Origin of the sequence: Haloarcula marismortui ATCC 43049 (assembly GCF_000011085.1) — an archaeon.
GTDB classification, from domain to species: Archaea; Halobacteriota; Halobacteria; order Halobacteriales; family Haloarculaceae; genus Haloarcula; species Haloarcula marismortui.
Genome location: NC_006394.1, coordinates 114040 through 127865, shown reverse-complemented (window position 1 = coordinate 127865; position 13826 = coordinate 114040). Strand labels below are relative to the sequence as shown.

The window sequence follows — 13826 nt, the reverse complement described above, 5'->3', positions numbered from 1 at the left end:
CCGCGAAGTCAGCTGTTCAGCCTTCGAGAACGTCGATGAGTTCCTCTGCCGTCCGACTAATCCGCCCGAGGCGCTCGCGAACGACCTCGGGATCGTCCGACTCCCACGCAGCGAGGTAGAACGCCGACCCGCTGGTGTCCAACCCAAAGTACCGCCCGACGACGTACGCAACGGCTTCGGCCTCCACTTCGCGTTTTGCCCGCTCGGTGTCGTCGTCGACGTCGAAGTGGAGCAGGGCGTGCGCGTACTCGTGAATCAGGGTCCGCGCGAGGTCGGCCTTATTCTCCCGATCACGCACCTCGACGAGCGGCTGGACGTCGACGAAGCTCAGCTGCTCGCAGATGCCCTTCGCCTCGCCGTGGGTCCACTCCTCGGCCGGAACAATCCGCACCGTCACGCCGAGGTCGTCAGCGGCGCCAGTCAACTGTTCGACGAGGTCGCCGGCGTCACCGGTCGCTTCCGTGTCCAGGTCGGGAAGCGGCTCGCCCTCGGTCTGGGAGACGTCGAACACCGGCGCGGGCTTGAACCCGACCAGGCCCTCGGACCACTCCTCGGGTGGCGTCTCGTCGTACTCACAGTCACTGTCCTCGTGGTAGCTCGGAGAGTTCTCGCACTCCGGGCACTGCTTGGTGATGATCGGCGCCCAGATCCAGATGGCCGACTCGCCCTCCTTGACGTGGCGGTCGAACTCCTCCTGCCACGTCCGGTAGCCAGCCACCCGGCTCGCCTCGGGACACTGTCGCTTGATGAGGAGCGTGTTCCGGTAGGAGTAGTCGTGGAAACGACTCTGGACATCGAGCCACTCTTGGAACTCTTTGCTGGCCTGCGCGTCGTCGACGCCGGCGACGAGGTCGTCGATCCACTGTTCGATAGTGCTGTTCATCTCGTCTGAACGCGTGTCGGTCTCCTCGAAGGAAACCGACGAATCACTGGTCGTAGACATCGTGATCACCGAATCGAATTCACGGCGACTGCGTCTGTTCAGACCGCACCGCACCCTTCAGGGGCGTTCAAAAAACCGCTCTGTCGGTTAGCGGAGCTCGTGACGTTCGTCTGCAAAGCCGACCGTAACGAGGTACTCGAGGAACTCGTCGAACTGCTCGACGTCACTGGGCGTGTCGGTCGCAAGATGACGCGCCCACTCGATGGCCCATTGGAAGGCGGGATCCGTGCCGCCTTTGCCGTGAATGTACCACCACCGGGCCGCTTTGAGAACCACTATGGGATTCGTCGGCGGCTGCTCACCGACGAGCCCACGGGTGATGGATTCGATTTCGTCGGGGACGTCGGCTGGATCGACCTCCGCTGATTGCGTGTTGTCGATATCGACGGGAATATCGTCGACCGAGACGTTGTCGGGACTCTGTTGTTGACTCACTGGAAGTCACCTCTGAGAGCTTTCGAAGGAGCCCTCGCCCTCTCTGGGGGCACGAAAAACAGGTCGCGAAGTCACGCCGGCGGGAGGTAGACGCTCTGATCGCCGGCGATTTCCTCTAGATTGTTCCGATGACGGTGGCTGAAGTAGCACTCGTAGCTGCAGTATCCACAGATTGCGCCGGTATCGTACTCGGCGACGTACGGGCCGCGGCGGGTTCGCCAGACGTTCGTCCCGCACTCGGTACAGGCGGCGTCCTCGAGATCGGCAGGGCTCGGTCCCTCGTACTCGACGTTGAGCCCCTCGTCTTGCGGTGTCGTTTCGGGCCAGATTCCGTGCGCCCTCCAGAACTCACGGACCCGAGCGAGGCTGTGGCGCACCGTCTTTCGGACGGTGACGTGGTCGGCGTCGCGACCGCTGTCGTCCCAGCCGTCGGCCGTCCAGAACTCACCGAACTGTGCGCCGCGATGCAGCCCGTTCCAGTCGACGCCGACGATATCGGCCGGTGGCTCGTCAGTGAGTGTCGGTCGGGTCAACTGTCGAATAGCGTCGAGCTGCTTGGGCGGACTCCCGCCGAGAATGTGGACGCGCCGCCCTCTCCAATCGGCTGGATCGGAGAAATCGTGGGCCAGGCGGTCGGCGTATCCCCGTGAATACCCGAGGACGAGGTTCTCAGGTATCGCGTCGATCACCGCCCGCGACTTCGGAACGACGATGAGCTCAGCTTCGGGGTAGCTCGCTTGGATTTCACGAGCAGCAGCGACGTGGGCGTCGACGTCGTCGATTTCGTCGACGTCCCCGATGACCCCGACACGTGGTTCGTACTCGAAAAAGCGGTCGACGAACCGCTCCAGATCGGGATCCCGAAAATCGTTGTCGAGCATCCCGACAGGAATCTCGAGGTTCAGGTACTGGTCCGTCTGGTACCCACAGTCTTCCCGAAACCCGGGGAGAAATCCGAGGGCGAGAGAATCGGCGACGAATGGGGCTCGATGGAGGAACGCCACATGGTCCGCTTGTCTGGCGACAGCGATGTCGCTAGCCGTGCTGGAGTCTGGACTCAAACCGAGGGACATAACGGAACTCGCGAGGCGGCTGTTGGTCGCCCCGCGCCCATTCAGGGGCCCGAAAAACCGCGGCACAGCATATTAACCAACAATAGGGAAACTCACGCGGAGTGTGTTGGTTAAGGACAGCGCTTACCCTTCGTCCTCACGCAACTCTTCAGCTTTCCACTTGAGCCGGCGCAGAATCTGCGTTCGATTTTGGTGGGCGTTCTCGTAGGCTACACACTCTTGCAAGGTTTCCATATCGGGAATCGTCGCGATCCCTGCCTTGATCAGGCGCGTGTTCGGTGCTTCCAGACGCTTCTCTGGAGGGAATTCGTCGCTCTCTTCGTCGTCAGTGGTTCCCATCTCAAAGAGCCTCCACCCCTTTGGGGCCGACACAAACAACTCTCCGGACGATAATGTCCACCTCTAATAGAGATGAAACCGATACAACGGTTACCGTAATGGTCATTCCCCGCGAGTGTTTACAGGCCCGCATGGAGCGAAAGACGATCTCAGTCACCGGGATGTCCTGCAACGGGTGCGAACAGAACGTGGAGACCGCCCTGCGAAACCTCGATGATGTGAATCGGATCGAGGCCGACCACGAAGCTGACACGGTCGACGTGGTCCTCGAGGATGGAGTCTCAGACGACGACGTGAACGCGGCAATCGAACAAGCTGGCTACGACGTAGTGGCTTAATCGGCTGTCACTCGGCCGTCTCCACGCTCGCCGTCGGTGCGGTCGTCGAGGGCGAACTCGGTGTTGACACCCTCGCCGGAGAGGAGCTGACCAGCGAAGCTGTTGGCGAGGACGGCCGAGACGGACAGCACCATCGCGAGCATCGCGAACACCGGGTGAACGAGCCCCGTGGTCGCGGCGGCGACACCGACCCCGTTGAACGCGAAGGCCGTCGCGAGGTTCTGACGGGTCTTCCGGTAGCTCTCGTTCCCGATCTCGTAGGCGTCCATCACGCCACCAAGCCGGTCGCCCATCAGGACGATGTCCGCCGATTCGATGGCGATGTCGGTCCCGGCGCCGATGGCGATCCCGATGTCGGCCTGCGTGAGTGCGGGAGCGTCGTTGATGCCGTCGCCGACCATCGCTACGCGGTGACCCTCGTCCTGCAGGCGACCGATCTCTTCGCGTTTCTCGTCGGGCAGCACGTCGGCCATGACGCGGTCGATACTGACCTCCTCGGCGACCGCGTCTGCGGTGCGCTCGTTGTCTCCAGTGATCATCACGGGCGTGATGCCGGCGTCTCGCATCCGTTGGATGGTCGCAGCGGCGTCGCTCTTGACCTCGTCACCGATACCGATCAGACCGAGTAGGTCACCGTCACGAACAACTCCGGCAACGGTGAGGCCGTGGCCCTGAAGTCGCTCGATGTCGTCGCTCCCCTTCGACAGGTCGATCCCCTCGTCGCTGAGCCATCCCGGTTTCCCGACCAGCACGTCGTCGCTGGCCACGGTTGCCCGGACGCCCTTGCCGGTCACGGAGTCGAAATCATCGGGGTCAGCGTACTCGACATCTTGCTCGTCGGCGAACTCGAGGATCGCATCTGCGAGCGGGTGTTCAGAGAAGGCCTCCGCGCTAGCCGCAGTCGTGAGTACATCCACCTCGTCGGCACCGAACGCGACGACTTCACTGACGGCGGGTTCGCCGACGGTGATGGTGCCGGTCTTGTCCAACACGATGTGGTCGACGTCGGGAAATATCTGGAAGGCGTCACCGGAGCGCATCAGGATGCCGCGGTCGGCGGCTTTCCCGCCGCCTCGGATGAGCGCCAGCGGCGTCGCCATCCCGAGCGCACACGGATAGCCAAGCACGAGGACCGCCAGCGCTGCGAACGCCCCGCGCTGGACGTTGGGGTCTGCCCCCCACGCGAGCGGTGCAACCACCCAGAAGAGGAACGACAGCCCGGCAATCGACAAGACGCCCGGGACAAAGTACTTGAGCACGCGGTCGGCGAGCTGGATGATGCCGGGTTTCATCGCCCGCGCCTCCTCGATTTCGCGGGCCACCTGGTTCAGAAACGCGTCCTCGCCGGTGGCGGTCACCTCGACGAGGAGCGTGCCCGTCTCGTTGACGCTACCGCCGATCACTTCGTCGCCTGTGGATTTCTCTTCGGGAATCGACTCGCCGGTGGCGACCGACTCGTCGACCGTGGACGCACCCTCAACGACCGTACCGTCGACGGGAATGTTCTCGCCGGGCTTGACCCGGACGCGATCACCGACGTCGAGGTCGTCGACAGGGACCTCTTCGACACCACCGTCATCACTGACGCGGCGTGCCGTGTCGGGCTGGAGGTCGAGAAGGCCTTGGACGGCTTGGGAGGCCCGAGTGCGGACGATGAGGCTGGTGTACTCCGAGAGGATGTGGTAGGTGGTGATGAACACCGAGACGGCGAAGAAGTGGACGGTCGGGAAGCTCGGGAACACGAACAGGCCAAGCAGTCCCCCCACGAGCCCGGCGAACGCGCCCGCTTCCAGAAGGACGTGCTGGTTGAAGATCCCCCGGCGCAGGCTCTGGTAGGCTTTCTTTTTGATGTATCGTCCTGGGCCGAACATCGTCCCGAGTGCCAGCCCCAGAGTCACTATATCCATCGCGAGAGAAACTGACTCGAAGCGCCCCATCACGACAATCATCCATCCCATCAGGGCAGCGACAACGATGGATGCGCCGCCGGCGAAGAGGAGGCGGCGCTTGCCGTCGGCGAGTTCGGCCTGCTGTTGCTCGTACCGCTTCGCTTTGTCCGGGTCGCGGATGGTGTACCCGAGATCTCGGAGCGTGTCCTTCACCTCGACCCCGGTCAGGCGCTCATCGTCGTATTCGACGAGGACCTCCTCGTGGGCAAGGCTTACGTCGACGTCCTCGACGCCGTCGGTTCGACTGTAGGCCTTCTTGATGCTCTCGGCACAGAACGAGCAGGACATTCCCCCGACGTTGAATTGTTCGTGTGTCGTTCCCATCGTGCCTATTGATTATCGTGCGACGCGGATAACCATTATGACGAAACTCATAGCGGTTTCGAAGTACTGATACTGCTGTCGGGAGCGTGGCGTTACTCTTACCGTCGTCGTCCGCTTACCTCGTCACAATAATGGCGCTCCTCGAATCTGACGTGCCGATCCGCGAAGTCGTGACGACGGACCCGGAGAAAGCGAAGGCACTGGAGAACGACGTTCGGGCGAAGATCCTCGACATGCTCGCAACCGAGGAGATGACAATCGAGGAGATTCACGACGAACTGCATCGTCGTGGCGAGGAAAAGGCCGAGACGACGGTGCGCCACCACGTGAACGTCCTGAAGGACGCAGGGATGGTTGAGATCGCCCGTCTCGAGGAAGCTGGTGGGGGGACGCGGAAGTACTACAAGTCGAACACGCGGATATTCTCGTATGACCTTCCAGAGGACGCTGAGCAGACGCTCGCTGAGGCGCAGGAAACCGCGACCGCCGAATTAGCAGGGCTCGTTGAAACGCTCTATGGGGAGCACGGCGACGACATCGAAGCGGTGGCACGAGACATGAAGCCGTGCGAATACTGTGCAACACAGCATTACGAGGAGTTCGTCCTCCGGGAACTGCTAAATCGCGCGCTTATTGACCTCACTGAGAATGGGACGGTGGAGAGCGTTCGGCGTGATTCAGAAGACGCCGGCGATGAAGCCGAGTCCCATGACGACGAGGACGATCGCTGAGAACAGCGGCAGGTACGGTGTATACCGCTCGACTGTTTCTTCGTACTCCTGATAGCCGGCGATGAGGAGCATCGTTAACCCGACAATGCCGACGATGACCGTCAGCGCATACGCAGTCATCAGCTCCAGACAGTACGTCGAACCGGCACAGAGGCCGATAATCTCGAATTCTTCTTCGTGAGCGAACCCGAGGACGAATGCGAACCAGGCGATTCCGAGGAGTCCGCGGTCGGCGTCAGGAGCCGGATCGGTCCCGTGCTCGTGGGAGTGCCCTCCGATTTTTCCAAGCCGAATTTTCACCCAGGTAAGAGGCCCATCCGGGGAGTGTTCGTGCGTGGGTGGCGTGCCGTGGCTGTGGTGGCTCGACTGCTCCTCCGTATGCTCATCGTGGTCCTGACCGTGTCCGTGGTCGACCTCGTGCTGGTGAGAATGGCCGTGTGTGTACTCTCGAATCCCGAGTCCGATGAGTAAGATGCCTGCGACGATGCTGACCGGACCGCCGATGGAAACGCCGCCAAGAATCGAGATCGGCTCGTTCACCTGCGTCAACTGAAAGGAGGATTTCGCGTAGAAGAACACGCCGACCATCGCCAGACTGCTAATGAGGTGGCCGATGCCGATTAGCAAGCTGCTGGCGAGGCCGTAGAGCCACTTGTTGGATTGATCAAGCGCATAGCTCGCGGCGACTGGCCATCCGTGTCCGGGCTCGATGCCGTGTACAAATCCGAGCGCAATCGCCCCGACCAATACTGGTAACGCCTCGCCGTGGAGCATTCATATATTCCTCTATCCCTGCGCTGTATAGCGGTTGTTAAGACTGAAACGGGAATTCCGTAATAATCGAGGGGTCAAGACAGTAGGGGATCAATTGGGGAGTATGCGCACGAGCTTGAACGTGTCTGAGGACATTCTCGAGGAGTTCGATGAGACGTGGCAGGCTGAGGGGTTGGACTCCCGCTCGCGGGCGATTCGTGAAGCGATGCAGGAATACATCGAGGGACATTCACAGCTCGAGGAGGTTTCAGGCGAGGTCGTCGCTGTACTGGCGTTCGATTACCAGCACCACGAGGTGATTCACGATCTCCATTCGGCCCAGCACCAGTTTCAGGACGTCATCGAAACGATGAGCCATACCCACCAGGGCGAGTGGTGTTTAGAGACCGTCTTCTGTCATGGCGATGCGGCGCGGGTGCGGGAACTCGTGTATCGGCTCCGTGATTTCGATGGGGTTGGTCGTGTGAAGACGATGCTCCTCCGCAGTACTGCGCCGGCCGACCCGGAGTGAGATTCACTCGATACAGCAGCTCATCATCGATATGTCCCGTCGGAACGCCTGACAGGCCTGTTTGAACGCCTCGGAGAACGTCGGGAACGGGTGGACGGTGTCGATGATGTCGTCGACCGTGAGGCCGAACGTCACCGCAAGCGTGGCTTCCATAATCATGTCGGCGGCACGGGGGCCGACCATGTGGACGCCGACGATCTCGTCAGTTTCGTGGTGTTTGACGACTTGGACGAGGCCATCCGTGTTCTCGACGGCCTTCGCTCGCGGGACATCCGCCATCTGGACGGTTCGGCACGAGCAGGTGCCGTGCTCGTCCATGTACTCCAGTTCGGTCGTCCCGACTGCGGCGACTTCCGGGCTGGTGAACACGACTGCTGGCACCGCGTCGTAGTCGATGCTGACGCCCTCGTTGCCGAACGCGTTCTTGACGGCGTGATTGCCCTCCTTGGCGGCGACGGTCTCCAGTTCGGGCTCGCCGATCACGTCGCCCGCCGCGTAGATGTCGGGATTCGTCGTCTGGAAGTACTCGTCGACACGAATCGTCCCGTCGGGGTTCGTTTCGATCCCAACCGTTTCGAGGCCGATGCCCTCGCTATTCGGCTGGACGCCGGTCGCGACGAACAGCGCGTCGCCGGTGACCGTTCGCTCGTCTCCGTCGATGGTCGTTTCGACGGCGACGCCTGACTGAATCGCTTCGGCGCCGCCGTCAGCTGCTAGCGTGCGGACGCGCTGGAAGTCGTTGCCGGTGATCACCTCGATGCCCTCCTCCTCGAATGCACGCTGCATCTCGCGACCAAGTTGGCCTTCCATGTCCGAGAGGACGCGGTCGGAGCGCTGGAGAACCGTCACGTCGATGCCGACACGGTGCAGGATCTGTCCCCACTCCAGCGCGATGTATCCCCCACCGAGCATTAGGATACTCTCGGGAAGGTCGCGCTCCTCGAGGATGGTCTCACTCGTGTAGTAGTCGACGTCGTAGAGGCCGTCGATGGGCGGCGCCCACGGTGAACTGCCGGTCGCGACGAGGGCCTTTTCTCCAGTGATGCGCGCGCCCTCGTCGGCGCCGTCGACGACCTCGATGGTAGTATCGTCGACCAGCTGGCCGTACCCCTCGTAGATGTCGATCTCGAAGTGCTCAGCGATGTCGACGTAGTTCTCCTGCCGGAACCGCTCGACGAGTTCGTCGGTGTCGTTGAGGGCGGCGGCCCAATCCACGGTCGGCTCCTCGGGGTATCGGACGGCGTCGAAAGGGTTCTCCGACGCTGCAGCGCCGCTCTCGGCGACGGCGAGCAGATGCTTACTCGGGACACAGCCGACGTTCACGCACGTCCCGCCGATGGGCAAGCCGGTATTCACCATCGCTGTCGAGAGATCGCGTCGACTCGCTTCGGTGATTGCGGCGAAGGCTGCGGCGCCCCCACCGAGAATCACGAGATCATAGTCGGATGTGTGAGTCATCTATACCGAAACTTTACGACGGGAAGTTCTTATACTCCAGAGTCCGAAGCTATAGAGTAGGTTGGAGGCCACGAAGCTATGGCAGACACTACGTCATCGGCGCCCGCGTGCGATGTCGACGGGACGTGCTACTGCCCGCTCACAGGAGTTATCGACACATTGAGCCGAAAATACGCGATGCAACTCGTCAGTATCATCGGCGCACACGATTCGCTGCGGTTCGCGGAGATTGAGGAGCACCTCCCGACGGCGAGTACCTCGACAATCTCGAAACGCCTCGACGAGTTCGAGGAGGCAGGACTCGTCTCACGGACGCAGTACAACGAAATTCCGCCACGCGTCGAATACGCGCTAACTGCCGAGGGGGATGAGATTCGTTCGAGATTAGAACCCCTTCTTGAGTGGGCGACGGCGAACTCCTGACGTACGGGTTCTAATGGATTTCATCCCCCATCAAGTAGTCAACAATTCAGATCGCAGTGCTGACCCAAAGACTATCCTGTCTTCGTGTGCGACTATGTCGCATGATAAACGAGGGAGCGTCTGCACCGTCATTTACTCTTCCGGGTTTCCGTGACGGAGAACAAACCGGGTACTGCTTGGATGAGACAACTGCCAATGATCGGGCTGCATTGCTGGTATTTTACCCATTTGATTTCAGTCCTGTTTGTACAAACGAACTGTGTGCGATTCGCGATGCGGAGTGGTTTCAGCTGACGCCAGCTCTCGATGTCTGGGCAGTTTCTGGTGACAGCGTCTACGCCCACCGAGCATTCGCCGAGGAATACGGCCTCAATTTCCCGTTACTTAGTGATAGTTCCGGGCGGGTTGCTGAGTCATATGACATCTGTTATGACGAATGGGAGAATCACGAGCGCGTCCCGCAGCGTGCCGTGTTCCTTATCGATTCCCAGCAAACGATTCGATACGCCTGGGCGACAGAAGATGCACTCGAGAAGCCGGATTTCTTCCCGGTTAAAGACGCTCTTGAGACGCTGGAAGCGGAACGCGATGAACTCGGTCCTGAGGATGTTGAATTAGTAGTCGAATATAACGAGGAACCGGAATCTCTAACGTAGACTGCTATTTTAGGATTGTATCAATGAACGCCGCTCCGACAATCAGCTCATCGCATCTTGGAACCGCTCACGAAGCGCGTCCTCGCGCTCCTCGAACTGGTTGACCTTCTCTTGCAGATCGTCGCTGATGCGCTCGATGCTCGCGAGCGCCCGCTCGCCGGCGAGCGACGCCTGCGACCCGTCATCGCCGTCTGTCTCCAGCTGCTCCTCGTAAGCGCGTTCGACGCGCTCGATGGTGCCCTCCGGGTTGAACAGAATGTCGTTGGCCGTGCGAACGTAGCCGTCCAGCGACGCACCCTCCTTGCCCTGGAAGAAGTGGGTCAGCGCGTACGTCGCCCCGGAATGCAGCGTCCACATATCGATCTCGATCGGTGAGGGCGCGTTGGCCTCCGCATCGCTCGCAGCGCGCTCGGCCAGGTAGTCCGGGAAGCCCAGCAGACTATAAAACTCCGTGACGGTGAACGGCAGCTCCGAGAAGTCGAGGTCGATGTCCTGGGCGTCCCGGATGAACTCGAAGAGGTCGTCAGCGACGAGTTCGACCTGTGCGAGGAGTTCCTCCCACCAGCTCCGGAAGTTCCACACGTCGCCGACGTGTTTGATGACCTCCTTGTCGGTGAGCGAACGCATCGTGTTCGAACAATACCCGTCCTGAGCGAACCCCTCGACGTAGACGGCGTGCTCACCGAAGAAGTCGTAACCCGACGTGACGCCCATCGTGATCGGGTCCGACCGGCCGGGGAGGTGCACTTCGAGGCCGTCGAACATGATGTCCATATGGACCTCGCCGCCGCTCCGGTAGCGCCGGATCTCGCCGAACATCACGTCACCCAGCGGCGTCCCATCGATGGTCTCTTCGCGAAGGACCTCCTCCAGCGGTCCGTAGACGTCGACGGGGTTAATGATCGCGTAGCTGTCCGTCGGAACGTGAAATAGCGGATCGGTCTCGGCGTCCCCTTCTCGGGCCTGCGAGCGAGCGCGACTTGGCTCGACGAGCGCGTTGAACCGCTCCGTCTCGACCCACTCGTCAGTATAGGGATTCTGGTACGCCACGGTCGTCTCGACGGCCTGCGGGAGGTCACGGATCGCCTCGGCGAAGCTCACGGGGTTTTCGCCCCCGTGCCGCTGTCGGTACCACTTGGGCAGTTCGGTGTCGGTACGTCCATCGACGCCAGCGAAGATGGTTCTCGACTCTGGGTCCTTCATTTCAGTCACCTCGACGCAGGAACGCTCATCGACGGCCGCCTGCATCGTCTCGCGCCCTGCGCCCCTCTGCCGGGCGCAACAACAACACCACTTAACCAACACTCACTCTGGTCCCTCGGAATTCGTTGGTTAATCAACTGTCGCCGATAGGCGTGAAGAACCTCTCAAAATGCGGCTGGATGGCCCAGTATCGGCGACTACTCTCGCTCTTCGAGGACGATTTGCCTTGCCTCAGCTACAAGCCCGTGAGCATCACCCATGGCTTCAGCATCAAGAGCGACTGCGGCCCCAATCCCATCGTCGAGAACGAAATTCATCTCAATAACATTCTCGAAGCACTGTACAAGGCACGTGAGCTGTCCGTGGCCTTCTGAGAACGTGTTCTCATATATTGGGGCAGCTAACGATTCCATCCGGGACTCATCGATTGCCGATTCAAGCTCGTCCGGCGTATATTGCTTGGCAACATCATCCCTGAGGTGGATGATCTCGTAGGAACTCTCCTCGTATTTCACGATGCTACGGAGCTTTCCGTCCGTTCGTTGCTCGAAGTAGTCCTCAAGTCGGGTGGCCATCCTTGTCGCCATATTACCACACACAAATTCAAACGATATAGAGATTGGTCATTAAATAACAACTATATGTTATTTCCTTCGCGCACGGCGAATCTGCTTGGGATTTGGAATCCAGAAGTGTTCTTTCCAACAATGAACAGCGTGGGTCTGTGGTTCGTCAAACAGCTCACCACAGGGACCACACTCGTAGACATCGTCGGGCCAGGGCTCACTGACATACCTCGCTGTCACAGTCGTCGCGACCGGCTCCGGAGCCTCACTCCGCTGAACGTACCTGTAGCCGAGAACCGTCCGTTGACGGATCGCTATTCGGGCGATCTCGGCGGGCTTGCCCTCGGGGAGATACACCCAGCGAACGAAGTCGTCGACCGACTCCTTGGCCGAGGGCTGGAGGATGAACCACCGCTCGTGGGCATCCCGGAACAGGTAGCGTTCGGTGCCCCTATTTTGGAGGTACACCGGGTCACCCCGACCAGGGATGAGTCGCAGCCCGAGGGCCGGTGATATCGGGTCCAACAGTCGCTCAACCACTGATGGATCGCGCTCCGGCTGGTTGTTCGAGTCTTCCTCTGCTGCGAACTCAATGAGGCGAGCGTTCGTGGTCACGGGGTCCACCGTCCGAGTGAGGTCTGTTCCCGTCTCGACTCAGCAGGAACTTCACAGAGAAACCGCCATTTCGGCCGCTCTCGGATTTGCTTGTCGGGTCGGTTACCTGCCTGTCCGGGTTCCGTTTTCCCGGCACAGTGCCAGCCCTTGTCTCTGAGCGCTTTGATCATCGAGCCATCGAAGTCAGCTCGCACGAACGTCAGCAGAAGGCGAACGCCTCGCCGCCGGCCGTGCCGGCGCACGAACCGTTCCATCGACCGGGCGAGGGCGGCAGAGGCGAGGTTCGGGAAGTCGACGCCGATGCAGATCCGTGCTGCCTCGACGATCTCGTCACCCTCGTATCGCGTCCCGTCGTACTCCAGCGAGCGAATCAGCGGATAGCGCCAGGTAATCGCACCCAGTAGCTGGTCCTGGTAACAGAGCCCGTGATGGACGAGGTTCGTCCGCGGGACACTGTCCATATAGGAATGATGGGCTTCGTAGATCGCGCCGGCGACGTGGCGCGGGATCGATTCGATATGGACGCGCTCTGCGAACCGCAAGCCGAGCGGCGCCGTGAACGGCTGGCCGTCGCGATGAATGGGACACGAGCACCCCTCGGGAGTGCGCGTGTACTGGAATCCGGTACTCACTCGCTGGCCGGGAGAACGTGTCTGCGTCACGAGTCGGTACCGTCAGTCTGCTCTTGCCGGTCGTTGTACCGTTCCAGTTCGCGACCGATTTTCTCGAGCGCCTCGACCCCCCGTTCGAGCAACTGGTGGGTGGCTCGCGACAACCGAAGCGTCTCCATCAGCACTCCCCCTCCGGTGGCTCGATGAGGTCGTTGCTCTCGTCGACGAGGGCCCGGACGGCCCGATCGACATCGGCATCGCCCGAAACCGTCCGGCTCGCTAGGGGTGCCGGGTAGGCGCGGTCTCCCTGACTGCAGAGGACGGCCAGCCAGCCGTCGGTTCCCTCCCCGAGCACGATGTAGTGGTCGCGATCAGCCCGCTGGAAGACTCGTCGGTCAGGGCGAGTGACCGTTCGCCAGTTCTCGGGGAGTGACGGTGACGGCCCCCCGCCGTCGGGAAGGGCGACGACATCGTCGGTGATCGTCGCCATCGCCGCGTCGATTTCTTCACCTGTGAGGTGCCAGCACGCCGCGGGGCCATCACACTCGAGCTGGCTGATCACGCGATTTCGGAACGCGATGTAGTGTTCTCGGGCGACCTGAGCGTCGTTGTAGTAGTCGAGGAGGAGCCCACAGGCGAGCTGTGCGGGCCCGCTTCCAGCGTATCCCCACTCGTAGCCGGTGGGACTGTGGTTGACCAGATCGAGACTTCGATCCGGAGTGAGACGCTGGTGTTCGGAGAGATTCAGAACGACGGCCTGGCCGTCGATGCGAAAGCCGACGTATTCGACGGAGTCGTCGCGACGGTTAGCGAGCGCTTCTGTCTGGACTACGTTCGACGTGGTGCGTCGGGCGTTCCCGTTCATCGGTACGTTGCG

The 13826-nt window shown here is 61.1% G+C and carries 18 protein-coding genes; 5 read left to right on the top strand and 13 right to left on the bottom strand.

Annotation, left to right across the window (positions count from 1 at the left end; genetic code table 11):
• Positions 1 to 16: 16 nt before the first annotated feature.
• The 4 genes from RR_RS02170 to RR_RS02155 all read right to left on the bottom strand — a co-directional run bounded on the left by RR_RS02170 (position 17) and on the right by RR_RS02155 (position 2790).
• A complete protein-coding gene (locus RR_RS02170) occupies positions 17 to 943 on the bottom strand; it encodes an ArdC-like ssDNA-binding domain-containing protein (RefSeq protein ID WP_011222477.1) in 927 nt (308 codons plus the stop codon).
• Positions 944 to 1030: 87 nt separating this feature from the next.
• A complete protein-coding gene (locus tag RR_RS02165) occupies positions 1031 to 1378 on the bottom strand; it encodes a hypothetical protein (RefSeq protein ID WP_049938503.1) in 348 nt (115 codons plus the stop codon).
• A 71-nt stretch (positions 1379 to 1449) separates the two neighbouring features.
• Positions 1450 to 2451, bottom strand: coding sequence for a DUF6610 family protein (locus RR_RS02160; RefSeq protein WP_011222476.1), 1002 nt, complete (start codon positions 2449 to 2451; stop codon positions 1450 to 1452).
• Between the two features lie 123 nt (positions 2452 to 2574).
• Complete coding sequence (locus RR_RS02155) at positions 2575 to 2790, bottom strand: hypothetical protein (protein ID WP_011222475.1); 216 nt, start codon at positions 2788 to 2790, stop codon at positions 2575 to 2577.
• Between the two features lie 131 nt (positions 2791 to 2921).
• Between RR_RS02155 and RR_RS02150 the strand changes: the two genes are divergently transcribed.
• A complete protein-coding gene (locus RR_RS02150; RefSeq protein ID WP_049938502.1) occupies positions 2922 to 3128 on the top strand; it encodes a heavy-metal-associated domain-containing protein in 207 nt (68 codons plus the stop codon).
• On the opposite strand, the gene RR_RS02145 is transcribed toward RR_RS02150, so the two are convergent.
• Complete coding sequence (locus RR_RS02145; RefSeq protein WP_011222473.1) at positions 3125 to 5401, bottom strand: heavy metal translocating P-type ATPase; 2277 nt, start codon at positions 5399 to 5401, stop codon at positions 3125 to 3127. The genes RR_RS02150 and RR_RS02145 overlap by 4 nt on opposite strands.
• Positions 5402 to 5532: 131 nt before the next feature.
• Here RR_RS02145 and RR_RS02140 point away from each other — a divergent pair, with 131 nt between their 5' ends.
• Positions 5533 to 6132 (top strand): ArsR/SmtB family transcription factor, encoded by a 600-nt coding sequence (locus RR_RS02140; RefSeq protein WP_011222472.1) that lies wholly within the window; start codon positions 5533 to 5535, stop codon positions 6130 to 6132.
• Here RR_RS02140 and RR_RS02135 read toward each other — a convergent pair.
• On the bottom strand, positions 6079 to 6906 hold the full coding sequence (locus tag RR_RS02135) for a hypothetical protein (RefSeq protein ID WP_011222471.1): 828 nt from the start codon (positions 6904 to 6906) through the stop codon (positions 6079 to 6081). The genes RR_RS02140 and RR_RS02135 overlap by 54 nt on opposite strands.
• A gap of 103 nt (positions 6907 to 7009) precedes the next feature.
• On the opposite strand from RR_RS02135, the gene RR_RS02130 reads away from it, so the two are divergent.
• Positions 7010 to 7417: a CopG family ribbon-helix-helix protein gene (locus RR_RS02130; protein ID WP_011222470.1), complete on the top strand. Its 408-nt coding sequence runs from the start codon at positions 7010 to 7012 to the stop codon at positions 7415 to 7417.
• A 3-nt stretch (positions 7418 to 7420) separates the two neighbouring features.
• On the opposite strand, the gene merA is transcribed toward RR_RS02130, so the two are convergent.
• The gene (gene merA / locus RR_RS02125) at positions 7421 to 8875 is read right to left on the bottom strand and encodes a mercury(II) reductase (RefSeq protein ID WP_011222469.1); all 1455 of its coding nucleotides are present in this window, start codon (positions 8873 to 8875) and stop codon (positions 7421 to 7423) included.
• Between the two features lie 78 nt (positions 8876 to 8953).
• Between merA and RR_RS02120 the strand changes: the two genes are divergently transcribed.
• Together RR_RS02120 and RR_RS02115 are read left to right on the top strand one after the other, a co-directional pair.
• The gene (locus RR_RS02120; RefSeq protein ID WP_011222468.1) at positions 8954 to 9298 is read left to right on the top strand and encodes a winged helix-turn-helix transcriptional regulator; all 345 of its coding nucleotides are present in this window, start codon (positions 8954 to 8956) and stop codon (positions 9296 to 9298) included.
• Between the two features lie 101 nt (positions 9299 to 9399).
• The gene (locus RR_RS02115; RefSeq protein WP_011222467.1) at positions 9400 to 9954 is read left to right on the top strand and encodes a peroxiredoxin; all 555 of its coding nucleotides are present in this window, start codon (positions 9400 to 9402) and stop codon (positions 9952 to 9954) included.
• A 42-nt stretch (positions 9955 to 9996) separates the two neighbouring features.
• Here the strand turns inward: RR_RS02115 and RR_RS02110 are convergent, their stop codons facing one another.
• The 6 genes from RR_RS02110 to RR_RS02090 all read right to left on the bottom strand — a co-directional run bounded on the left by RR_RS02110 (position 9997) and on the right by RR_RS02090 (position 13814).
• On the bottom strand, positions 9997 to 11202 hold the full coding sequence (locus RR_RS02110; protein WP_011222466.1) for a hypothetical protein: 1206 nt from the start codon (positions 11200 to 11202) through the stop codon (positions 9997 to 9999).
• A 152-nt stretch (positions 11203 to 11354) separates the two neighbouring features.
• The gene (locus RR_RS02105) at positions 11355 to 11744 is read right to left on the bottom strand and encodes a hypothetical protein (protein ID WP_011222465.1); all 390 of its coding nucleotides are present in this window, start codon (positions 11742 to 11744) and stop codon (positions 11355 to 11357) included.
• Positions 11745 to 11801: 57 nt separating this feature from the next.
• Complete coding sequence (locus tag RR_RS02100; protein ID WP_332379496.1) at positions 11802 to 12338, bottom strand: hypothetical protein; 537 nt, start codon at positions 12336 to 12338, stop codon at positions 11802 to 11804.
• Positions 12335 to 12970 (bottom strand): hypothetical protein, encoded by a 636-nt coding sequence (locus RR_RS02095; RefSeq protein WP_049938500.1) that lies wholly within the window; start codon positions 12968 to 12970, stop codon positions 12335 to 12337. Before RR_RS02095 ends, RR_RS02100 begins: the two co-directional genes overlap by 4 nt.
• A 26-nt stretch (positions 12971 to 12996) precedes the next feature.
• Positions 12997 to 13128 carry a hypothetical protein gene (locus RR_RS22915; RefSeq protein ID WP_011222462.1) on the bottom strand — a complete coding sequence of 44 codons (132 nt, stop codon included), beginning with the start codon at positions 13126 to 13128 and terminating at the stop codon, positions 12997 to 12999.
• Positions 13128 to 13814, bottom strand: coding sequence for a DUF6166 domain-containing protein (locus RR_RS02090; protein ID WP_011222461.1), 687 nt, complete (start codon positions 13812 to 13814; stop codon positions 13128 to 13130). The genes RR_RS22915 and RR_RS02090 overlap by 1 nt, the downstream gene beginning before the upstream one ends.
• Positions 13815 to 13826 lie beyond the last annotated feature (12 nt).